This is a genomic window from Terrisporobacter glycolicus ATCC 14880 = DSM 1288 (genome assembly GCF_036812735.1).
Taxonomy (GTDB): domain Bacteria; phylum Bacillota; class Clostridia; order Peptostreptococcales; family Peptostreptococcaceae; genus Terrisporobacter; species Terrisporobacter glycolicus.
This window is the reverse complement of record NZ_CP117523.1, coordinates 1,883,656-1,907,022: the sequence shown is the minus strand read 5'-3', so window position 1 is coordinate 1,907,022 and position 23,367 is coordinate 1,883,656. Positions and strand designations below refer to the sequence as shown.

Annotated in this window: 23 protein-coding genes; 3 read left to right on the top strand and 20 right to left on the bottom strand. The window is 28.4% G+C overall.

Annotation, left to right across the window (positions count from 1 at the left end):
• Positions 1-144 precede the first annotated feature (144 nt).
• On the top strand, positions 145-840 hold the full coding sequence (locus tag TEGL_RS09490) for a CPBP family intramembrane glutamic endopeptidase (RefSeq protein ID WP_026255113.1): 696 nt from the start codon (positions 145-147) through the stop codon (positions 838-840).
• Between the two features lie 46 nt (positions 841-886).
• Here TEGL_RS09490 and TEGL_RS09485 read toward each other — a convergent pair whose 3' ends face one another.
• The 5 genes from TEGL_RS09485 to TEGL_RS09465 all read right to left on the bottom strand — a co-directional run bounded on the left by TEGL_RS09485 (position 887) and on the right by TEGL_RS09465 (position 5,165).
• Positions 887-1,186, bottom strand: coding sequence for a hypothetical protein (locus TEGL_RS09485; protein WP_018591045.1), 300 nt, complete (start codon positions 1,184-1,186; stop codon positions 887-889).
• A gap of 119 nt (positions 1,187-1,305) precedes the next feature.
• Positions 1,306-2,106, bottom strand: a complete 801-nt coding sequence (locus TEGL_RS09480) for a TrmB family transcriptional regulator (RefSeq protein ID WP_018591046.1) — start codon at positions 2,104-2,106, stop codon at positions 1,306-1,308.
• A 177-nt stretch (positions 2,107-2,283) separates the two neighbouring features.
• Positions 2,284-3,930, bottom strand: coding sequence for a dihydroxy-acid dehydratase (gene ilvD / locus TEGL_RS09475; RefSeq protein ID WP_018591047.1), 1,647 nt, complete (start codon positions 3,928-3,930; stop codon positions 2,284-2,286).
• Between the two features lie 10 nt (positions 3,931-3,940).
• The gene (locus TEGL_RS09470; RefSeq protein WP_018591048.1) at positions 3,941-4,153 is read right to left on the bottom strand and encodes a tautomerase family protein; all 213 of its coding nucleotides are present in this window, start codon (positions 4,151-4,153) and stop codon (positions 3,941-3,943) included.
• Positions 4,154-4,178: 25 nt separating this feature from the next.
• Positions 4,179-5,165: an ornithine cyclodeaminase family protein gene (locus TEGL_RS09465; protein WP_018591049.1), complete on the bottom strand. Its 987-nt coding sequence runs from the start codon at positions 5,163-5,165 to the stop codon at positions 4,179-4,181.
• Between the two features lie 269 nt (positions 5,166-5,434).
• Between TEGL_RS09465 and TEGL_RS09460 the strand changes: the two genes are divergently transcribed.
• Positions 5,435-6,322: a sulfite exporter TauE/SafE family protein gene (locus TEGL_RS09460; protein WP_018591050.1), complete on the top strand. Its 888-nt coding sequence runs from the start codon at positions 5,435-5,437 to the stop codon at positions 6,320-6,322.
• A 117-nt stretch (positions 6,323-6,439) separates the two neighbouring features.
• Here TEGL_RS09460 and TEGL_RS09455 read toward each other — a convergent pair whose 3' ends face one another.
• The 4 genes from TEGL_RS09455 to TEGL_RS09440 all read right to left on the bottom strand — a co-directional run bounded on the left by TEGL_RS09455 (position 6,440) and on the right by TEGL_RS09440 (position 11,099).
• Positions 6,440-7,618 carry a CD0519/CD1768 family membrane protein gene (locus TEGL_RS09455; protein ID WP_018591051.1) on the bottom strand — a complete coding sequence of 393 codons (1,179 nt, stop codon included), beginning with the start codon at positions 7,616-7,618 and terminating at the stop codon, positions 6,440-6,442.
• A 387-nt stretch (positions 7,619-8,005) separates the two neighbouring features.
• A complete protein-coding gene (locus TEGL_RS09450) occupies positions 8,006-9,631 on the bottom strand; it encodes an ABC-F family ATP-binding cassette domain-containing protein (protein WP_018591052.1) in 1,626 nt (541 codons plus the stop codon).
• Between the two features lie 218 nt (positions 9,632-9,849).
• On the bottom strand, positions 9,850-10,575 hold the full coding sequence (locus TEGL_RS09445; RefSeq protein ID WP_018591053.1) for a hypothetical protein: 726 nt from the start codon (positions 10,573-10,575) through the stop codon (positions 9,850-9,852).
• A 23-nt stretch (positions 10,576-10,598) separates the two neighbouring features.
• Complete coding sequence (locus TEGL_RS09440) at positions 10,599-11,099, bottom strand: QueT transporter family protein (protein WP_018591054.1); 501 nt, start codon at positions 11,097-11,099, stop codon at positions 10,599-10,601.
• A gap of 218 nt (positions 11,100-11,317) precedes the next feature.
• Here TEGL_RS09440 and nhaA point away from each other — a divergent pair, with 218 nt between their 5' ends.
• Positions 11,318-12,475, top strand: a complete 1,158-nt coding sequence (nhaA, locus tag TEGL_RS09435) for a Na+/H+ antiporter NhaA (protein WP_018591055.1) — start codon at positions 11,318-11,320, stop codon at positions 12,473-12,475.
• A gap of 46 nt (positions 12,476-12,521) precedes the next feature.
• On the opposite strand, the gene TEGL_RS09430 is transcribed toward nhaA, so the two are convergent.
• The 11 genes from TEGL_RS09430 to TEGL_RS09380 form a co-directional block, all read right to left on the bottom strand.
• The gene (locus tag TEGL_RS09430) at positions 12,522-12,833 is read right to left on the bottom strand and encodes a hypothetical protein (RefSeq protein ID WP_018591056.1); all 312 of its coding nucleotides are present in this window, start codon (positions 12,831-12,833) and stop codon (positions 12,522-12,524) included.
• Positions 12,834-12,968: 135 nt separating this feature from the next.
• Positions 12,969-13,913, bottom strand: a complete 945-nt coding sequence (locus tag TEGL_RS09425; RefSeq protein WP_018591057.1) for an L-lactate dehydrogenase — start codon at positions 13,911-13,913, stop codon at positions 12,969-12,971.
• Between the two features lie 199 nt (positions 13,914-14,112).
• On the bottom strand, positions 14,113-14,979 hold the full coding sequence (locus tag TEGL_RS09420) for a methionyl aminopeptidase (RefSeq protein WP_018591058.1): 867 nt from the start codon (positions 14,977-14,979) through the stop codon (positions 14,113-14,115).
• A gap of 27 nt (positions 14,980-15,006) precedes the next feature.
• A complete protein-coding gene (locus TEGL_RS09415; RefSeq protein WP_018591059.1) occupies positions 15,007-16,245 on the bottom strand; it encodes a peptidase U32 family protein in 1,239 nt (412 codons plus the stop codon).
• A gap of 243 nt (positions 16,246-16,488) precedes the next feature.
• On the bottom strand, positions 16,489-17,919 hold the full coding sequence (locus TEGL_RS09410; RefSeq protein ID WP_018591060.1) for an MATE family efflux transporter: 1,431 nt from the start codon (positions 17,917-17,919) through the stop codon (positions 16,489-16,491).
• 228 nt (positions 17,920-18,147) lie between these two features.
• Positions 18,148-19,524: an NCS2 family permease gene (locus TEGL_RS09405; protein WP_018591061.1), complete on the bottom strand. Its 1,377-nt coding sequence runs from the start codon at positions 19,522-19,524 to the stop codon at positions 18,148-18,150.
• 259 nt (positions 19,525-19,783) lie between these two features.
• Positions 19,784-20,380, bottom strand: a complete 597-nt coding sequence (locus TEGL_RS09400; protein WP_018591062.1) for a TIGR04100 family radical SAM protein — start codon at positions 20,378-20,380, stop codon at positions 19,784-19,786.
• A 23-nt stretch (positions 20,381-20,403) separates the two neighbouring features.
• Positions 20,404-20,937: a TIGR04002 family protein gene (locus TEGL_RS09395; RefSeq protein ID WP_018591063.1), complete on the bottom strand. Its 534-nt coding sequence runs from the start codon at positions 20,935-20,937 to the stop codon at positions 20,404-20,406.
• 142 nt (positions 20,938-21,079) lie between these two features.
• Complete coding sequence (locus tag TEGL_RS09390) at positions 21,080-21,316, bottom strand: hypothetical protein (protein ID WP_018591064.1); 237 nt, start codon at positions 21,314-21,316, stop codon at positions 21,080-21,082.
• Positions 21,317-21,376: 60 nt separating this feature from the next.
• Positions 21,377-22,618, bottom strand: coding sequence for a sensor histidine kinase (locus TEGL_RS09385; RefSeq protein ID WP_242827308.1), 1,242 nt, complete (start codon positions 22,616-22,618; stop codon positions 21,377-21,379).
• Positions 22,602-23,282, bottom strand: a complete 681-nt coding sequence (locus TEGL_RS09380; protein ID WP_018591066.1) for a response regulator transcription factor — start codon at positions 23,280-23,282, stop codon at positions 22,602-22,604. The genes TEGL_RS09385 and TEGL_RS09380 overlap by 17 nt, the downstream gene beginning before the upstream one ends.
• Positions 23,283-23,367 lie beyond the last annotated feature (85 nt).

Genomic DNA, 23,367 nt, shown 5'->3' with positions numbered 1-23,367 from the left:
TTTATATTATTTCAATTAAGAATTTCTTTAATACTAAATTTTTATTATATTTTCATAACTATATATATTTATTTAAAAAGTAAAATTTCATATGGTATAATTTAAATAAATTTTGATTTAATTTGAAAGGAAATATTAATTAATATGAAAAATAAAGAAGTAGAGTTCAAAGTCAATAAGATACTTTTAATTACCCTAGTAATTTTAGGATGTCTTACCATGGCTTTTGTAGATGGAGTTCTTTCTCCAAATTATATAACAAAATCAATTTGTAAGTTACTTATTTTTTTGTTACTTCCATATATATATTATTCTAGAAGTTACTCTTCAATAAGTTTAAAAAGTTTATTCAAAATAAACAAAGATCATATTATAAAGTCATTTGCTTTGGGTATAGCTATATATATTTTAATATTATCTGCATACTTTACCATAGGCAACCTATTTAATTTTTCTAGTGTTACAAAGTCTTTAGAAAATAATATAGGTGTAAATACTAGTAACTTTATATTTGTAGCATTATATATATCTTTTATAAATTCATTATTGGAAGAGGTATTTTTTAGAGGATTTGCATTTATAACATTGAAAAATATTTCAAGCAAAAAATTTGCTTATATTTTTAGTTCTATTTCCTTCTCCATATATCACGTTGCAATGATGTCTACTTGGTTTGATATAGTATTGTTGTTATTACTAATTTTATCACTTTTTATTGCAGGCATATTTTTTAACTATTTAGATGATAAAAACAATAATATTTACAATTCTTGGTTTGTTCATATGTTCGCTAATTTTGCCATAAACACTATTGGATTTATCCTATTTGGAATAATATAATTTACCATAAAAAAATGATAAACACCAGGTATTAGCCTGATTTTTATCATTTTTTAAACTTATTATTTTTACCTTTATAAGCTCTTTGAAATCCATCCACGAAACTAGTTATTGTACTTTCATCTACATCAACTTCAAAATCACCTTCACTATTTGCTTCACATCGACCTCTTATTGCTGCTGCTAATGCAAGTTCTTCTCCTAATGCTACTAAAAATTCCGCAAAAATTTCTAACTCATCTGCATCATCAAATTGCTGATTAATAATTGCTGCATAAATTGTAACTAATGTTAAATATTGATCTGCTAAACTTTTACAACTACTTTTATATTTTTTTCTAGACACAAGCCCTCCTTTTTTGTTTATAATACTATATGCTTTATATTGTATTTAACATAACTATTTAAACAATATTTGAAGATACAAAAATCTACTAAACAAGGAGTAACTTAATCGATTTTTATCTAAAATATATCTCTTATTTTTTCTAAATCATCACCAAATTTTTGCTTCATTTCATTTGGCAATGTATTAGCACTCTTGTAGAAGTAAACGTCATGTCTAACATATTCAGATGCTAACATTACCATTGGCTTGCTTTCTGTCCAAATAACTTCAGCAATGGATTTACTAATAATTTGTCCAAAAACAACTTCTTTAGAATCAGAAACAAGGGTAATCCATCTTCCGCCCATTTCTTTCTTTTTTTCTTCACCCATTCCATGAAAATATAAATTTTTCAACTCTGGTATTTCCATATCTTTAGGTGCTCCAAATATAACCACTGCAATATTATTACTTTTCTTTTGAAATTTCACTATTTCCTCTAAAATATTATTTAAATCTTCATACCATATTTGAATAAGAATTTCTTTAGTACTATTTTTTATTATATTTCTACATTTTTCAAAAATATTGTCATAGTTTTTTATATGCCATATGTTGTCCATATTAGTTCTTAAAGGAAAAATACTAAAACTTTCTTCTAATTGTCCTAAGTTATTTGACATTTCCATTTTTATTTTATTTGATACTTCACTCATAGGAACTGCTGCATATTTATTATTGCTTTCATATTGAGTATATAATGCAAATCCCTTATCTATTAAGGATTGCAGTGTATTATATATTTTTGATCTAGGAACATTAGCTATTTTACTAGCCTCATAGCCTGTTAAGCTTCCATTTTGAGATAAAGTTAAATATACCTTTGCTTCAGCATCTGTAAGCCCTATTTTATGTAATAAGTTTAATTCATTATCCATTGTAAATCCCTTCTATATTAATATTATAAAAATTTCACTTCTATGTTTTCGATAGTTCGTATTTTATCATAAACATATTTAATTGTAAATCTTAACCATATCCATACACTCAACAGTCTATATTCATCAAAAAGCGCAAAGGAAAATCCTTTGCACTTCATACTTACAATTATAATATTACCAAGGTTGCATTGCTCCACCTTCTTCTGCTGGTCTACAGTTTTTAGCAAATATATTTAAGCATCCCTTAGCTTCTTTAAGTGGTGGTTGTACCCATTTGTCTAATCTATTCTTTATCACTTCATCATCAACTAATAAAGAAACTTCCCCATTAGGTATATCTATAACTATTTCATCATCGTTTTCTACAACAGCTATAACTCCACCATCATAAGCTTCTGGAGAAACGTGACCAACAATAGCTCCAAAGTTAAATCCGGAAAATCTTGCATCCGATATTAGTCCAACACTCTTATGTAATCCAAGTCCTATTAATGCATCTATACTTAGCATTAATTCCTTCATACCAGGTGCACCTTTACACCCTTCATATCTTATTACTATTATATCTCCAGGTACTATTTCTCCTGCCATTATTGCATTAAATGCATCTCTATCTGTTTCATAAACCTTAGCTTTACCCTTCATATATTTAACTTCTTCAGGAACAGCTGTTGGTCTAACTATAGCTCCTTTAGGAGATAAGTTACCTTTTAATATTTTTAATCCAGGCTCAGTGAATAAAGGTTTCTCTAATGAATGAATAACTTCATTTTCACTTGCTGTTATAACTTCTAAATATTCACCCCATGTTTTTCCTGTTATCATTGGAGCATCTAAGAATAATTTGCTCTCTAACATTTTCATAACATTTGGTACTCCACCTGCATAGTGGAAGTCTACAACTGTATATGGTCCACTTGGTATAACTGCATTTATACAAGGTATTTCATTTGCATATTTTTCAAAATCTTCAATTGTAACACCAAGGCCTAATTCATATGACATTGCTAAAATATGAAGAACTGCATTTGTAGAACCCGCTACTGCCATATCGAACATTATAGAGTTTAAAAGAACTTCTTTTGTTATTACATCTGAAGGTTTTCTTCCTGATTTAGTTAATTCCACTGCATATTTTCCTGCAATACGAGCTTCTCTCATTCTTGTTGAATCTGATGCTGGAACTGTTGATGTACCAGGTAATACTAAGTTGAATATTTCCCCAAGCATTTGCATTGTGTTTGCTGTACCCATTGATGGACAAGCTCCACATGTTGGACATACACAACCTTCCATATAATCTAATTCATCTTCTCCTGCTCCAGAAAATCTTGCTGCATCTAAATCAGCTTCCACAACTGTATTTCCTTTATATTGTCCAGCTTGCATTGAACCTCCAGTTACAACAAGGGAAGGAATGTCAACTCTTGCAGCTGCTAAATAACAACCTGCTATTATATTGTCACATGATGCAACCATAACCAAACCATCAAAATTATGAACTTTTGTAACAAATTCAACAGACATAGCAACTATATCTCTTCCTACTTGTTCATATTTTAATTCTTCTGCTCCATTTGCAATATTGCCACAAGTAGCAGGTATTCCAAATTCCACAGGAACACCACCAGCTGCCCATATTCCTTGTTTTACCATTTCAGTAACTTGTCTTAAATGTGCAGTTCCAGGAGAACCCTCCATAAATGAATTTGCTACACCTATATGTGGTTTGTTTTTTATATCCTCATCTGAATAACCAGCTGCTTTCATCATAACTCTTCTATGTGCAGCATCTTTTCCATTCCAGTAACTTTTGCTCATTTTACCCCTCCTAGAAATTTGGTCTTTCATATAATTCTTCATCTTTGATTTTATCCATGACTTCAGATTGCCAATTTTCTTTATCTATTTCTTCAACAGAAATAGAAATAAACTTTTCATCCATTTCTAGTTCCTTAACCATAAATTCTTTAGTATGTTTAGCTAATTTAGCTTTTACTTCTTCACTTCTACCTGGATACATTTTAATATTAATATGTGGCATGTTTAATTCCCCCTATTATAATTTTTTATTCCCAATTAGTTCCAACTTTAGATTCTACAGCTTTTAAATATATAGCTCTTGCTGTCATCAAATCTAAAACGCCTATGCCAACGTTTTCATAGACAATAATTTCCTCATCATTTTCACGTCCAACAACTTTACCAAGCAACACATCTCCTATATCACCTGTAAAATCGTCTTTTGTTATTATCCCTTCTTCTAAAGGTATTAATATATCTCCAGCTTCTGATAAAACTGCTTCTTCTGAATCAAAGTATATTTTTGAAGCTCTTGGTAATATAGCAGGATCCATTTCTTGCATATGATGTTGATATGCTCCTACACAACTTACTGTTGCACCCTTTTTAACTTTTGTTCCATCAAATACAGGCTTAGTTGAAGGTGTTACTGTAACTATTATATCTGCATTTTCTATTGCATTATCTGAAGATGTAGCTTCTACTATTTTAGTACCATAACACTTAAGCTCTTCTTGCATTTTGCTTACAAATACCTGTCTTCTGTTTTCATCTAAATCAAATACTCTGACTTCATCTAATTCTCTAGCAACCATCATAGCCTCTAATTGAGTAGCTGCCTGACCACCAGTTCCTATCAAAGCACCTATTTTAGCATCCTTTATTGCAAATAAATCAAATGCTGCTCCTGAAGATGCGCCTGTACGTAATTGTGTAACATATGTTCCATCTAATATTGCAGTAACTATTCCAGTTTTTCCATCTATTAATAATACCTGTGCTGGAGCTGTAGGTAAATTTTCCTTAACATTTTCAGGGAATATATTAACTACTTTCAATCCTGCTGCATCTAATTCCTCAACATAAGATGGCATAAATAAAAACACTCCATTATGATTTGGTGCTTGTATAGTAGTTCTTAAAGGCACCTCACTTTTACCTTCTGAAAATAATTTAAAACATTCCTTGTTAGTTTCTATGGCATCTTTCATAGTAAACACTTTCTTTATGTCTTTTCTTGATAATAATAACATCTCATACCTCCACTTTTTATTTTTAAAACTCCTTTTAGTAGCTCCCTTTAGTAACTATTGTATTTAGTTGTTATTATTTTGTCAATACAATTAGTAAAATTTTCTATTTTATTTTAATTTTTATTATTTTACTCTGTTTTTATTGACATAAAAATATAAAAAATAAAAATATAAAAAATAAAAATATAAAAAAGATATCATGTAGTTACCAAAAGTTACTACTACTCCTAATTTGTAGCTCCTTAAACTAATTTTAGGAGGATAAATCTATGGTTTTATTTCTACGTGTAGCCATCGTAGTATGGTGTGGTATATTCATATTCTATTTAATTAAGGATTGCATAAATCATAAAGAAGATTTTAAAAAAGGACACCTTGTTATTTATGGAATAATGGGGGCTGTATTAAACTTTCTTGATACTTTAGGTGTGGGAAGTAATGCAACTCAAATGGCATTTTTCAAGTTCACAAAACTTAGTCCTGGTGAAGAACTTCCTGGAAATGGTAATGTTATTTTTGCTGTTCCTGTTGCTGCTGAATTCATTCTTTTTCTAAATATAGTAGAAGTAGACCCTATAACTTTAATTTCAATGTTAATCGCTTCAATTATTGGTGCCACTTTAGGTGCTACTGTTGTAACTAAACTACCAATAAACACTTTAAGATCAATTCTATCCGTCACTTTATTATTCGTAGCAATACTTCTAATAACAAGATCACTTGGTGTGGGTCCATTTGCAATCGTTGAAACTGCTACTACTCTAACTGGTTCTAAATTAATAATAGGTATAGTAGTCAATTTTATTTTAGGTGCACTTATGACTGTAGGTGTAGGTCTTTATGCTCCATGTATGGCCTTAGTTGCTTTACTTGGAATGGATATTACTGCTGCTTTTCCAATTATGATGGGATCTTGTGCATTTTTAATGCCTCCTGCTAGCATTCAGTTTGTAAAGACAGGTAAGTATAATAGACCTGCTGCAGCTATAGCTTCATTAACAGGTGTCATAGGAGTGCTTATTGCTTACTTCTTTGTAAAATCAATGTCTACCACTATTCTTACTTGGATTGTATCTTTAGTATTAGTTTATATGTCGTTAAATTTTGCCAAAACTGTTTTAAAAGTAAGAAAAAACTCTATTAAGGATAAAGCATGAAAAAGTTAATTTTTTATAGGTCTAAATTAATATTATCTTTAAATATATAAATTAAAAGCTGACTTCTAATTTTTTAGAAGTCAGCTTTTGATTTATATTAATTTTTAATATTTATTACTAAGCAAGAAGCATAAATATAAAGTGTGCTGACATACCTGCGCAAAGCCCACCTATCGTATGTGAAAGAATTGCTTTTCCTGTTAAAGGTCTTGCATCTAATGCATCCATCATACCAACATGTGTACTTAAATATCCACTCCAACACATTCCCATTGCTGTAAATACTGCAATATCATTTGGTGTTACTATACCATCAGTTATAAATTTAGGAACTAAACTCATTGCTGCCCCAACTGCACCTAAAGATGTTATAGGGAATGCTATAGCTTCTGGAGAAGTAAATCCAAATAAAGGTTCTAATATGAAGCTTAATTTATCTCCTAACATAGGAAGTAATCCTATACCTTCATAAGCAACTCCTGTATAAATAGCTTTTCCTGTTTCTGGATCAGTTGATGGTCCAAATGTTAAAATCATAACTAAAGTACATACAATTAACACTCCTGGAATTATTGCCATACCAAGTTCTACACCATTTTTTCCACCTTCAAGCATTGCTTCTAATGATCTTTGGAATACATTTCCTGCTCTAACTTGACGTACTTCTTCTATTTTTTCGCTTTTGTGTAAAGCATCTTTTGTTCCATCATATTTGTAGTATTTTTTTGTAAAGTGAAGCATTATTCTAACACTTACAATACTTCCTACTATTGCACCTAAGTTACCTACAAGTGCAGGTAAAACAAATTCACTTCCTTGTGAAATCATAAACGTTGTAACTATAAGACCCATTCCAAATGCTGTACCTATATTACATAATGCAGGTACTTGATAATCTTTAAAATACTTTGTGAAAGACTTATCTTTTGCAAACGCAATTATAGCTGGGTTGTCAGATAAGTAAGTAGTAATAACTCCCGCTATACTAGCTCCTGGCATGCCATATAAAGGTTTCATAAATAATGCAAATATCTTATTTAATAAAGATATAACTCCAAACTCAGATAAAAGTGCACTTAAAGCTCCTGCTAGTACTGCCATAGACATGATTAAGAATACAGTATTTAGAAGTAAGTCATGAGCAGTGGCCATAATTACTTTAAACATAGTTCCTGCACCCATGATACTACCTACATATCCAAATCCTCCTATTAATATAGCTAAGAATACGAAAGTTTCTAGGCTTACATTTTTTACTTTCTTTTGATTTAGTTCATTTTTCGATACAACTTCCATTTAGATGTTTCCCCCTCTAAAATTTATAAAAATTTAACATTTACCAGTAAGTATACAGATAATTTGTTAAATTTGCAAATATATTGAAATATGTTTAAATTGCGAATAAATTTTAATTTTTCAAAATATTTTCATTATGGGTTTATATTTTTTTGTAATATTCAATTGTCTCTATATTTAGACTTCATATATTTTATTTTTCTATAAATACATATAGTTTATATAACACTTATAGTACATTATACAAATTGTATCCGTTTTCATAATCTTACATATATTGACATTTACTTATTTGTATAAATTAGATAGTTTTTTTTCAAAAAAAACATTTTTTTTATAAAAAAAAGAACAAACCAATATGTTATAGTTTGTTCTTTTCATTAAAAACTATCTTTCAACAGCATACATTTCTTTTAATTGTTTTTGTATATCCTTATTTTCTAAATACTCTTCTAAAGTAGTTTTTCTATCCATTATTCCACCAGGAGTAATTTCTATTATTCTATTTGCAAGAGTTTGTATCATCTCGTGGTCATGAGAACTGAATAACATAACTCCAGAGAATTTTTCTAAACCTTTATTTACAGAAGTTATAGACTCTAAGTCTAAGTGGTTAGTTGGATCGTCTAAAACTAATACATTTGAGTTTGAAAGCATTAATTTAGATAACATACATCTAACTTTTTCTCCTCCTGATAAGACGTGGGCTTGTTTTAAAGCTTCTTCACCACTAAATAACATTCTACCTAAGAATCCTCTTATGAATGATTCAGATTTTTCTTCTGAGAATTGTCTTAACCAATCAACTAATGAATATTCGCATCCTTCAAAGAATTCATTGTGGTTCTTTGGAAGATAAGATTGAGAAGTAGTTACACCCCATTTGAATGTACCAGCATCTGCGCTGTCTTCTCCCATTAATATATTGAATAAAGTAGTTATAGCTATTTCATCTCCCATAAAAGCAACTTTATCTTCTTTATCAAGTCTGAAAGATACATTATCTAATACTTTAACACCATCAACAGCTTTAGTTAATCCTTCAACTTCAAGAACTTCGTTTCCTATTTCTCTTTCTGGAGTAAATCCAACATATGGATATCTTCTTCTTGATGGTTGTATGTCTTCAACTTGTAATTTATCTAATTGTTTCTTTCTTGATGTAGCTTGTTTTGCTTTAGAAGCATTTGAGCTAAATCTTGCGATGAACTCTTTTAATTGAGCTATTTTTTCTTCAGTCTTTTTATTTTGGTCTTTTTGTAATTGTAATGCTAATTGACTTGATTCATACCAGAAATCGTAGTTACCTACGTACATTTGTATTTTACCAAAGTCAACGTCAACTATATTTGTACATATTTGGTTTAAGAAATGTCTATCATGTGATACAACTATTACGATAGAATCTTCTAAGTCCATTATGAAGTTGTTTAACCAGTTTATAGATTGGAAGTCTAAGTGGTTAGTAGGTTCATCTAGTAATAATATTTCTGGCTTACCAAATAAGGCTTTAGCAAGTAATACCTTAACTTTTTCTCCACCTTCTAATTCTTTTAATTGCTTGTAATGTAGGTCTTTGTCTATTCCAAGACCCATTAATATTTTTTCTGCATTTGTTTCTGCATCCCATCCATCAAGTTCAGCAAATTCTCCTTCAAGTTCTGCAGCTTTTATACCATCTTCTTCTGAGAAATCTTCTTTCATATATAAAGCATCTTTCTCTTTCATTATTTGGTATAATCTTTCATGTCCCATTATAACAACATCTAAAACAGTTTCTTCATCGTATTTGAAGTGGTCCTGTCTTAAAACAGACATTCTTTCTTTTTCTGTTATACTTATAGATCCTGTGTTTGGCTCTATATCACCAGATAATATTTTAAGGAAAGTAGTTTTTCCTGCACCATTAGCTCCTATTATCCCGTAGCAATTCCCTTTTGTAAATTTTAAGTTAACATCTTTATATAATTCTTTATCTCCGAATCTAAGTCCAACATTAGTAACTTGTAACATATATATCAATCCTTTCTCTTATAGTCATTTATAAAACACAACATTCTAATCTTATAATAAATAATCACTTTAGTCAATAAGTCTATAACTAGAATATATAATATTTTTTTCTAATACAACTATACTAATTTAAATGTCATAAAATTTTATTAAAATATAAAAATTGCAAACAAATTTATTTGCTTGCAATCTTATTAATACTACTTAAAATTTCAATATTATTTACTTATTAAACATATTTTAACTTTGTCATTATTTTGGTTAGTAGCATTATATGAAAACATAATATCATAAGTGTTGCCTAATACTTCATTTATTTTCATATTAACGTCATTTATAAACATTAATTCATTTTCTATTAAGTTTTGAGGCATTTCATAAAATACTAAAGCTTTCTTTTTTACCTCTTCCCCTACAGTGGTATAAGTCTCTTCTGTAAGTAGTTTAGCTATTTCATCAACAGTTGCTTCTTTTTCGAATTCTTCTATAGAATAAGATATAGCTGAGTCTTTAGCAAATATTTCTTTTAAATCTGTATAATCTATAGCTAAAAATAAATTTTCATCAACAGCTTCTACTACTATGTTCATTAAATCTTGCACTTTTTCACTATTGTATTTATTTATTTTTATTTCTTTGTCTAGACCCATTTCATCTTTATTTTCTTTTAGTGAACTGTCTAAGCCTATACAAATTACTCTTCTTTCATTTGCCATAAAAGAAATAGCTTTTACTATATCTTTTACCTTTGCTTCTTCACTGTTGTAAGATATAAATAAAATTTCTATACCATCTAATAAAGCTCTAACATATTCTTTATCCACATCTTGATTTAGATTTATTTCTTCTAAACTAAAGTTTTTTTCTAATTTATTTTTAAATGAATTTAGAGTTTTTATCCCCTCACTACCTACTCCTATAAACTTAGAATATTTCTCCTCCATAAATTGCCTCCTTGCAAAATTAATTATTTTAAATTTTTTATTCTATTGCCATATTTATTATTAACCATTTTAAAAACTGGTAAACCTACGATAGTTATAACTACAAATTCACCAAATCCAACTTGAAGAAATCCTAGTACAAATGGTACTCCAAAGAATTTATATAATTCCCATCCTATTATTAAAGCATTTATTATTGTTGGCCAAAGAGATGCAATGAATAATGTATATTTATTGTTCTTAATAAGTTTTGGCGTATAGTAAACTAAAATAGAACTTAATAAAGTTGCCAGTGTACCAAATATTATATCAGGAACTCCAAATGGTCCTACTACATTTGCTAAAAAACAGCCTAGTGTTAAAGCTATTATGTATTCTTTACCAAATAGAGGTAAAAACATTAATATTTCTGAAATTCTAAATTGAATTTGTCCATAGCTAATAAATCCAAGTGCTAAAGTTATTACAGCATAAAGAGCTGCTATTAATCCAACTATAGCAATTTTTCTATTTTTATTTGTCATACTTCCCTCCTAAGCATAAGTTATACTTTTCTTAATTATTATGCAACATGAACGATTATATTATAAATCCATAAATATCTCAATAAGATAATTACTAGGATTTAATATTTATTTTATTTATTAATCATATACATATATAAGTAATTTTACTTTCTACTCCTTTTTACTATTAAATTTATATAGTAACAAAAGATTAGTTTTAAATATGAGGTGATAATATGGTAAAAAAACATAGAACATTGTTTAAAGTTGATATAGAACCTATTACAAGTGTATTACTTATCTTATCTACTGTTTTTGCTTTATATATATACAATAGCCCATACAAATACTTGTATGATAACTTTTTTTGTAATACTTACATTATAAATAATTTTAATTTACATAGTTTTGTTAATGACTTTTTAATGTCCATATTTTTTTTATTAGCAGGATTAGAAATAAAAGAAGAAGTTTTATATGGAAGCTTGTCTTCTTTTAAAAAAGCGTCTTTTCCTGTAATTGCATCTATTGGTGGTGTAATAATGCCTGCAATAATTTTTACATATTTTAATTTAAATACAAATTATATTAATGGAATTTGCATACCTATATCTACTGATATTGCCTTTTCTATGGGTATTTATTTTTTATTTAGTAAGTATTTAAATCCTTCAATAAAAATGTTTTTATTGTCTTTAGCTGTAGTAGATGATTTAGTATCCATAATATTAATAGGTACAGTTTATTCATCAAAAATCAATTTATCTTTTTTTATTTTAGCTCTTATTTGTTTAATTGTAATTTGTATTGGAAATAAAGCTTTTAAATTTGAAAGTATATTTTTCTATTTACTACTTGGCCTATTTTTATGGTACTTTATCCACCTTAGCGGCATTCATTCAACTTTAAGTGGAATACTTTTAGCTATAGTCATTCCAACAAAATCATATAAAAGAAAATATTCAGTATCTCATTTCACAAGGAAATTTTTTAATATTTTTAATAATTTTATTATAATACCATTGTTTGCATTTGCTAATACAGGAGTAAGCATTGACTCTAGTTTAAATTTGTCAAAATATCCAACTGTATTTTTAGGTATATATTTAGGACTTTTAATAGGAAAGCCACTTGGAATAATGCTATTTACCTATATTAGTAATTTAGTAGGATTATCTAAAAAACCTAGGGAGCTAAACTGGGCATCCGTATTTATTGTATCTCTAATTTCTAGTATTGGTTTTACAATGTCAATATTTGTTTCAGAAGTTGCTTATGTTGGCAATATGGAACTTATAAGTATATCTAGACTTTGCATATTGATAAGCAGCTCAACCTCAATAATACTTTCATCTTTATGTATAAAAACATTTAAGGAATTACATATTCTATAATAAAAAATAGCTATTCACAAATTTGATGTGATAGCTATTTTTATTTTTAGTCTATTTTTTCTTCTTCTGATTTAACATTTTCTTTATTAATAGTCGAAGGACTTAAGTTATTTAGTTTATTAATTATATATCCAATTGCCCAAACCACTATTGCATAAAATACATAAGGCATTGATGTAGTTATATAGTAGCTAATAACTTGTGCCATTTGATCTTTTATAACTATACTACCCGCTGCTACAAGACTAGAAATATATGTATATGAAGTATATATTGTAAATATAGAATAAACTGCTATAAGAGCAGCAACCACATATAATACTATTGGTATAATAGCTTTTTTATTTCCTTTTTTCATTTAAATGTCTCCTTTTTAAGTTTTTTCTACAATAAAATATTATCAAATCCATATGAATTACATATGAATTAATCATGTACTTTGTATGTATTAATTCTATTATAAGAAATAAGATACTTATAAGTATCTTATTTCTTATATATCTAGTTTTGCTATATTTTCTTTCATTATTTCTATTGAATCATCAAGCTTAACTTTTTCTTCCTTCTCTAAAGGTAGCTCTATTACTTCTCTAACACCAGTTTCATTTACAACACTTGGTACAGCTATAAATACATCATTATGTCCATATTTGTTATCTAAGTATGATGATACTGTTAATATACTGCTTTCATTTTCTAGTACAGCTTGCGTAATTCTAGCTAAAGCCATGCCTATTCCATAATAAGTTGAATTCTTACAATCGATTATTTTATAAGCTATGTTTCTCACTTCATCTTCTATTAGTTCTAAATCTTCAAATTTAACCTTTGAATCCTTTTTTGAAGCTACTTGATATATTGGTTGAACTCCCATTAATGCATAGCTCCATGCTACAAATTGAGAATCTCCATGTTCCCCCATTACATAAGCATGTATGGATTTTGGAGTTACTCCCAGTCTTTCACCTAAACTAAATCTAAGTCTTGCTGTGTCAAGCGTAGTTCCTGATCCCATTATTTTCGATTTATCGTATCCTGATGCTTTCCAGACAACATAAGTCATAATATCAACTGGATTTGATGCAACTATAATTATTCCATCAAAACTGGTTTTCTTTATTTCTCCAACTATTGATTTCATTATTTTAGTATTTTTATGTAATAAATCGAGTCTAGTTTCTCCAGGTACTTGAGTAGCTCCTGCCGTTATACAAATTATATTCGCATCACTACAGTCATTATAGTCACCTGAATAAATTTTCATTTTTCTAGGTGCATAGCTTAATCCATGATTTAAGTCTAATGCCTCACCAACAGTTCTATTTTTATCTATATCTATTAAAACCAATTCTTCACATGTTCCTTGGTTTACCATTGAATAGGCATAACTCATGCCAACCATTCCTGCTCCAACTACAACTACTTTATTCTTTTTCATTTTGTCCCTCCTGAAGTCTGTTATATTTTGTCAAATATATTATATATATTAACTTTCATTAACGTCAACATCTATTATTATATATTATTTATTTTTACAAACATTTAATTCACTTAACAGTTAATTATTATTTGTTATACTTATAACATTTAATCATTTAACACATAAAAAAGAACACCTATAAAGGTGTTCTTTTTTATTAATATGCTAAAATTTCATATCCATCTTCAGTTACAAGTATCATGTTTTCCCATTGTGCAGAAAGCTTTCCATCTTCTGTATATGAAGTCCATCCATTATCTGCATCTATATATAATTCATGACGACCTTCATTTATCATAGGTTCTATAGTAAATATCATTCCAGGAACCATAAGCATTCCTTCATTTCTAGTTCCATAGTGGAATACAAACGGATCTTCATGGAACTCTAATCCTATACCATGGCCACCAAATTCTCTAACTACAGAATAACCATTAGCTTTTGCATTTTGTTCTATTGTATGTGCAACATTTCCAAGTCTAGTCCAAGGTTTAACAGCTTCTATACCTTTTATCAAGCATTCTCTTGTTACTTCTACTAATTTCTTAGCATTATCACTTACTTCACCTATCATATACATTCTAGATGCATCTGAATAATATCCATTCAATATAGTAGAAACATCAACGTTTATTATGTCACCGTCTTTTAAAACATATCCATCTGGTATACCATGGCATATTTGGTCATTAACAGACGTACAACAACTTTTAGGAAACCCACTGTATCCGAGAGGTGCTGGTATAGCTCCTTGTGATACTGTGTAGTCATGTACTATTTGGTCAACTTCTTCAGTAGTCATTCCTGCTTTGATTTTTTGTCCAACTAAATCTAATATCTCATTATTTATTTTGGCACTTTCTTTTATTTTTTCTACTTGTTCAGGAGTTTTTATTAAACTTCTATGTGGCACCTCATAACCTTTTGACTTAAATTCTTTTATTTTTTCATCAAAATTCATATGGCACTTTTTATACTTCTCACCACTACCACACCAGCATTTATCATTTCTTCCTATAATCATTTATACTCTCACTTCCTTAATATATATCTATAATATTCTTGTTTTTTCTATAGGCTTTCTTAATATATAGTTTTTCTCTAGCTTTATTCCAACCTTCATTTTAACTATTTGTCTTGCATGAGGAGCCGACTCTATTGGGTTACCTTCTTCATCATACATTTCTTCTATAGCAGTAAACATAGTATCTTTGAAAGGCCCTATAACTTCAATTTTATCTCCCACATACATTTTATTTCTCTGCTCAACTATATATAATCCTGTTTCTTCTTCATAATCTTTAACTAATCCTATAAAATCATAATTTCTTATATAAGAAGCTGATTCATAGTTATTAGAATTTTCATCAGGTCTGTTTAAGAAAAATCCAGTTGAATAATCTCTATGACTTCCTTTTTTTAGTTCTTCTAGCCAAATAGGATTAAACCTCCAGTTTTCAGGATCTTTGTAATACTCATCTATTGCCATTCTATAAGCTCTAACTGTTGTTGCCACATAATAAGCTGTTTTCATTCTTCCTTCTATTTTTAATGAAGTTATTCCACTTTCAAAAATTTGTGGTATGTATTTTATCATACATAAATCTTTTGTATTAAAGAAAAATTCTGGATCAATATCTTCTACAACAGGAGTATATTCACCCTCATTTTCTTCCATTAAAGTATATTTCCATCTACAAGATTGAGCACATGAACCTTTATTTGCATCTCTTCCTGTTGTATAGTTGCTTATTGTACATTTTCCTGAATAAGACATACACATTGCACCATGAACAAAAGCTTCTATATCCATATCTTGTGGAATATGTTCTCTTATTTCTTTCGTTTCCTCAAAAGACAACTCTCTCGCTGTTACTATTCTTTGAGCACCTTTGTTATACCAAAAGTTAGCTGCAACATGATTTGTTGTACTTGCTTGAGTACTTATATGAATTTCCATGTTAGGTATAGTTTCTCTTACTATTTTGAATACACCAGGGTCTGATACTATCACAGCATCTACTCCTATTTCTTCTAACTCTATTAAGTAATCTCTAAGTACTTGTAAATCTTCACTTCTTGGTATTATATTACAAGTAACAAAAACTTTTTTACCTTTTTCGTGTGCAAAATTCACACCTTCTATCATATTCTCTTTAGTGAAGTTTTTTGCTGCAGATCTCATTCCAAAAATTTCTCCACCTATATAAACAGCATCTGCTCCATATTCAAATGCTATTTTTAGTTTTTCTAAATCACCAGCGGGGGCTAATAATTCTATTTCTCTCATTTTGTCTCCTTTGATTTTATATATTTCTAGTAATATATACAATTAATATATTTTAATTATTAAATTAAGATATTATAAATATGTTCTATCTGAACTTTTCCATACTTATTATACCACAATATCTTTCATATAAATTAAAATTACCCTTATAAATTATTTTTAAGCATATTAATCTATTATATATAATCTTCTTCTAATTAAAAAAGAGCAATAATATAAAAGATATTACTACTCATTTTAATATTAATTTTCATTTGTACATTCTATAATTTTAACATTATTATTTTCCCCATTTAAACTTTCTTCATTTTTAACTAACGGCACTATTTCCTTTTTGTATACATATTTGAATCCTATAATACTTAAAAGAACAGAAGCTAACTCTGCAATAGGAAAAGCCCACCATACAAGATTTAAATTATTGGTTTTAGATAGCAAATATGCTACAGGAAGCAATACAACTAACTGTCTGCCTATCGATACAATTAAACTCATTACTCCATTTCCAAGGGCTTGAAACATAGAAGATACAACTATACAGTATCCTGCGAATAAAAAACTAAGGCTAATTATTCTAAGGGCTGGAATACCAATGTTTATCATTTCTTCTGATGCACTAAATAAGCTTAATAGTTGTTTTGGCAAAATTTGAAATATACATAAACCAGCAATCATTATTATTATTGCATAAATAATACTTATTTTTACAGTTTTCATTAACCTATCTTTATGCTTGGCTCCATAATTATAGGATACAATTGGAACCATACCGTTATTAATTCCAAGTACAGGCATAAATATAAAACTTTGTAATTTAAAATATACTCCAAACACTGCAGTTGCTGTGGATGTAAAGACAAGTAAAATCTTATTTATACCAAATGTCATAACTGATCCTATTGATGCCATTACGATTGAAGGTATACCGACAGAATAAATATCTTTTATTGTTTTAATATTAGGCCTGAAACCTTTAATCTTAATTTTTATTTCTTTATTTTTCGTACTATTTAGATAAATACCTAAACTCATTCCACTAATTTGACCTATAACTGTTGCAATTGCTGCTCCAGCTATACCCATCTTAGGAAATCCAAACAATCCAAAAATTAGTATAGGATCTAATATTATATTTATTATTGCGCCAGCTAGCTGAGTCATCATTGAGTATACTGTTTTTCCTGTAGATTGCATTAATTTTTCAAATACTAATTGACCATATAAACCAAAAGAACAAGTGGTACAAATAATTAAATACTCATACCCACCTTCTACAATTTCTTTTATATCTGTTTGCCACTGAAAAAAAGATTTACTAAATAATATACCTATGACTAAAAAAGCTAAATAACTTAAAACTGCCAAGAAAATTCCATTGTTTGCTGCATTATTTGCTTCTTCAAATTTTTTTTCACCTAAAGATCTAGATAGTAGTGCATTTATACCTACACCTGTTCCTACCCCAACAGCTATCATAAAATTTTGAACTGGAAAAGCTAATGATACGGCTGCTAAAGCATTTTCACTAATTTGAGAAACAAAAATGCTATCTACAACATTGTATAGTGCTTGAACTAACATGGATATAATCATTGGAAGTGACATTGTTATAATTAATTTATTTACAGGCATAGTACCCATTTTATTTTCCTTAATTATATTTTCACTTGACATATATCTAATCTCCCCCTTTCATAATTATAATAGTTGCATAAACAACTATTATTTAATAAATAATGGGTATTCTTAACTATTGTATAGTTATAATACCCATTAATTTAAGTGTATATATAGTGAATTATATTGTCAATATACTCAAATATATTACGCTTTTATTATTCAATATTAAAATTTAATAAACAAAAAGAAGTTACTTAGTAGCTAACTTCTCTTTTAATTATATTATAAGTAAATAAGTTTTAAAACAAATAATACTGCAAGAACCACCATTACTGACGAAATTTTTTTTCTTTCCTCTTTTGGTGCAATTAAATTATATAGTATATTTATTACTACATATGATAAAACACCAAGTGTTAAACCATCACCTATTGAATAAGTAAATGCCATAGCTCCTATTGTTATGAACGCTGGAACACCTTCAGTTATATCAGAAAAATCTATATCTTTCACAGTACTAAGCATTAAATATCCAACATATATTAAAGCTGGTGAAGTAGCACATGAAGGTATAGCTATAAATATTGGTGAGAAAAACATAGCTACAAGGAATAATACTCCTACAGTTATAGCAGTATATCCTGTTCTGCCACCTTCAATTACACCTGTTGAACTTTCAACATAAGTAGTAACTGTTGAAACACCAAGTCCTGCACCTATAGTAGTTGCAAATGCATCTGCAAGTAACGCTCTCCCTACATGAGGCACATTCCCGTCTTCATCTATCATATTTGCCTTAGAAGCAACACCAACTATAGTACCTACTGTATCAAAAAAGTCAACAAATAAGAAAGTACAAAGCACTAAAATAAAGTTAGTTAAATTTGCAGGATTTGTAGCATAGCTAAAGTCTAACTTACCTGCTATTGGTGCTAAGCTTTCAAACTTGAATACTCCACTAGGTAAATAGATGCCAAGCTTTGCTGCAGCTGTTGGATTAGATAGTGCATAACCCCAAGCAACTAATGAACAAACAACTATACCTATTAATATAGAACCTTTAACATTTCTCTTTGATAATACTGCTATTATTATAATTCCAACACAGCTTATTAAAACTGCTGGAGTAAAATGTCCCATAGTAATTAATGTTGCATCACTCTTTACAACAAGACCACAGTTTATAAAGCCTATAATTGCTATAAATAAACCTATACCTCCAGATACTGCTAATTTCATATTAACTGGAATTGCATTTACTACTGCTTCACGTACTTTAAATAATGATAAGAATATAAAAATAATACCTTCTACGAAAACTGCAGCTAAAGCAACTTCCCAAGATACTCCCATACCTAAAACTACTGTGTAAGCAAAATATGCATTAAGACCCATTCCAGATGCCAAGGCAAATGGTAGGTTTGCAACAATTCCCATTATAAAGCATCCTATTGCTGCAGCTAAACATGTTCCTGTTACCAATGCTCCTGCAGGCATACCAGCTTCTGATAATATACTTGGGTTAACAGCTATAATATATGCCATAGTTAAAAACGTTGTAACCCCTGCCATTATCTCCTTTTTCATATTTACTCCCTCATTTTCAAGAATAGGAAATAATTTTGTCATAGTATTTGATTCCTGTTTCGCCACTTGCATTAATCAAAACACCTCCGTAATTTAATAATAAATTGACCCCAAATTTTATACTCTGATATTTTATGAAATAGTAATTATATAAACAGAGATAACTATTTCCATATAATACCATTTTACAAGTATAATTCTAAAATATAAAAATCATAATGTCAACATAATTACGAATATATTTTATTAAAATCAAATAATGATTCGTAATTTTTAAATAAATAATATTTTACAATAAAAAATAGCTTATTTTTCAATAAGCTATTTTTATCTAGTTTTTATGTCTTACTCTAAGGACTATATTCATTTTATCAGCCAATTTTTGTGACTCTTCAATTTCTTCATTACTAATTTCATCAACTACAGAAAAGTTCACTTCTTCAACATACGCTTTGCAATCCTCTGCAAAACTTAATAATGCATCAAATGATTTTTCACCAAATTTAGGTTTTGTAACTTCATTGTATCTAGTTTTATTGGGTGCATTCAAACTAATAGATACAGAGTCTATATTGTCTTTTAATAGAATGGCTGTTTTTTTATTGTGAATTAAATCAGATAGACCATTAGTGTTTATTCTTATTTTCAAATCTGAAACACTTCTAATATATTTTGCAATTTCTATAACTTCATTTATTTTTACTAGTGGTTCACCATATCCACAAAATACTATCTCATCATATTTTTCTAAATTAAATTTTTTAAATTCCTCTTTTACTTCTTCTACTGTAGGTTCATGATCTAACCATAAACTATTACTATTTCCCACATGATCAGTTTCTTTTCTTATACAGAAAACACAAGAACATGGACATTGGTTTGTTATATTAACATAAAGACTTTCTTTGTAATCATATAAAATTGTCATTTTTAAATCCCCCATTTTTATGCTTATTTTACCATTTCTTTTATTTTTAATTTATCAAATACTAAACCTATAACTACAAACACTATTAAACTTCCTATTGGTTGAACAAGGCCTACTAATGATAAAACAAAGGCACTAACAAAACTTCCATACATTATTCCTTCTGCTATCATATACAAAACTGTTCCTACTATTCCTGCTAAAATTGCTGCACATATATTTCTTGTATTAATAATTTTTTTACTTTTATTTGTAAAAAATAAAACAAGTATTGGTTTTATTATTATTGTTGCTAAGGCCCAATTAGCTGACCCTGTAAGTATATCTGCCATACCAGCACCTATTGCTGCTGCGCAAGCTGCATAAGGTGTAGGAAGAAGTACTGCTGCTAAATATATAAAAGCATCACCTACATGAACAAATCCACCATTACCTCCCACTGGTATATGAAGAAAATAAGCTATAGTAATACATATAATTCCTGCAAATAAAGCTGCCGATACCAATGTTCTAGTTTTAGATGATAAATTTGTTTTTTGTTGTTTTGTATTTTCCATTATCTCTCCCCCAAATTCTATACTCTATCAAGATAATTATAATACACTTTTATATTTTTATTATAACTATACATATTATTCCTACATTGTATCAGTACAATTATTTCAAAATAATAAAAGGAACCTCGAAAGGCTCCTTTTATTATTTTTTCATTTCATCTTCTATTTTGTCTTTTATGTCGTCAGCTTTGTCAGTAACATCAGACATCATACCAACCATATCGTCTTTAAGGTCCATAGTAGTATGTTTTACTGCATTAGTCAATTTTCCAGCTGCATGTCCTATATTGCTAACAGTATTTTTCATTCCATCTCCTACTTTATCTAAGCCTTTCTTCAAATCATCTTTCATATTTTCCATATCATTTCTTAGATTCATATTCATGCCTCCTATTTATTTCTTAGATATATTTTTCCTTAATTTATGAAAATTATTTATCTAAAAATAAATAGTAAATAAAACAGAGTTTTTCTTGCTTTCCATTTTGTAATAAAGGTTATGACTTTTTAGTATTTTACTTACTATATAAAGACCTAATCCACTTCCACCTGTTTTTCTATTCCTAGATTTTTCCACCCTGTAGAAAGGATTAAATACTTCACTTAGATACTTTTGTTCAATTGTAACTCCCGTATTTTCTATTTCTAGAACTACCGTTTTACTTGCTTTTGATTTGAATGCTTTCACAATTATTTTTTCATTGTTAGGAGAATATTTAATAGCGTTATTTATTAAATTATTTAAAACTTTTATAATTTTTTCTTTGTCAACTTTTATAAATAATTTATCTTCCACTTTATATATAAGATTTAAATTCTTATTTTCAATTAAATAACTTTGCCTGTTTACTAATTGTCCTAACATCTCACTTAAATTAATAATCTCTATCTTTAAATCTTTTTCTTGCAGTTCATTTTTTGATATTTCCATCATTTCATCTACTAGCACTTTTAGTTCTTGAGTAGATTCATATGATTTTTGCAAGTAGGTTTCTCTATCTTTATATTTACCTACATTATATATCATTCCCTCTAATTGACCACTTATTATCGTTATTGGTGTTTTTAATTCGTGAGAAATAGTTGCAATAAACTCTTTTCTTTTTTGCTCTTCTTCTCTTTCTTTATTAATAATTTCAATTAATGGCTTTGTTATTGTCTTAGAGTAAATATATGCTCCAAGTAGAGCTATAAAAAAGGCTGAAATTATTATAAATGGCAAAATATTTCTAAGTACTGTATTTGCCTCATCTATAGGTTGAAGAGGCATTGCAATTTCTAGATGATATAAATCGGGGCTCTCTTTTAATTTTATAGTCGCCCTTATTGTATATTCCTTTATCTGATTAGACATAGGAATATCTCCAGCATACTTATTAGTAATATGTTGTTCATTTTTGCCAAAAATAATAAATCCTTTATCATCTGTTAATATCATTGCAACATTTTGTTTTTTTCCTAAAAAATAAAGCCTTTGTTGTAACTCTTCCAAGTCATAAAACTTAGAGTCTTCTACAATGGAATTTACACTATTTTTTAATAGTTCAATTTTATATTGGTGATAATATGCTGGCATAAAAAAATATAACGTTAAATAAACTATAAATGCTAAGAATATAAGAAGCCCTGATGTAATAGTAAATAACTTATATTTTATATTTAAACTATTCCAAAACTTCAATATCTTTTTCAAGAGTATAACCTATTCCTTTTACAGTTTTAATATATGGAAGGCTTATTTTTTTTCTAAGATTTTTTATATGAGCATCAACTATTCTTGTATCACCATAATAATCGTATCCCCAAATACTATCTAATAAACTTTCTCTTGTTATCACTTGAGGATATTTTTCTATTAATGTTTTTAAAATATTAAATTCTTTTAAAGTTAATTCTATATTATTATCATCTAACTGTACTGAGTAAGTATTCAAATCCAACTTTATTTTTTCAAAAGTTAAAAAATCATTGCTTAAATTACTTTTACCACGCCTTAACACTGCTTTTACTCTCTGAATTAAAACATTAAATGAAAATGGCTTTGTTATATAATCATCGCATTCTAATTCAAATCCCTTAAGTTGATTGCTTTCTTCATTCATTGCAGTTAAAAATATTATTGGCACATTAGAACTTTTTCTAATCATTTTGCATACAGAATAACCATCTAAATTTGGCATCATTATATCTAATAATACTAAATCATATTCCTTTTTTTTAAATAATTGTATTCCTTCTATACCATCACTGGCAAAGTCAACATCATAGCCCTCTGCTTTTAAAAACTCTACTATTAATTCTTGTATATTCACATCATCTTCCATAACCAAAATAGATGTATTCATTTAATCACTCCTATAATTTTATATACCTTAAATACCTATTATTATATTTTATCGTTAAAAAATATAAATATTTTTACCTTTATAT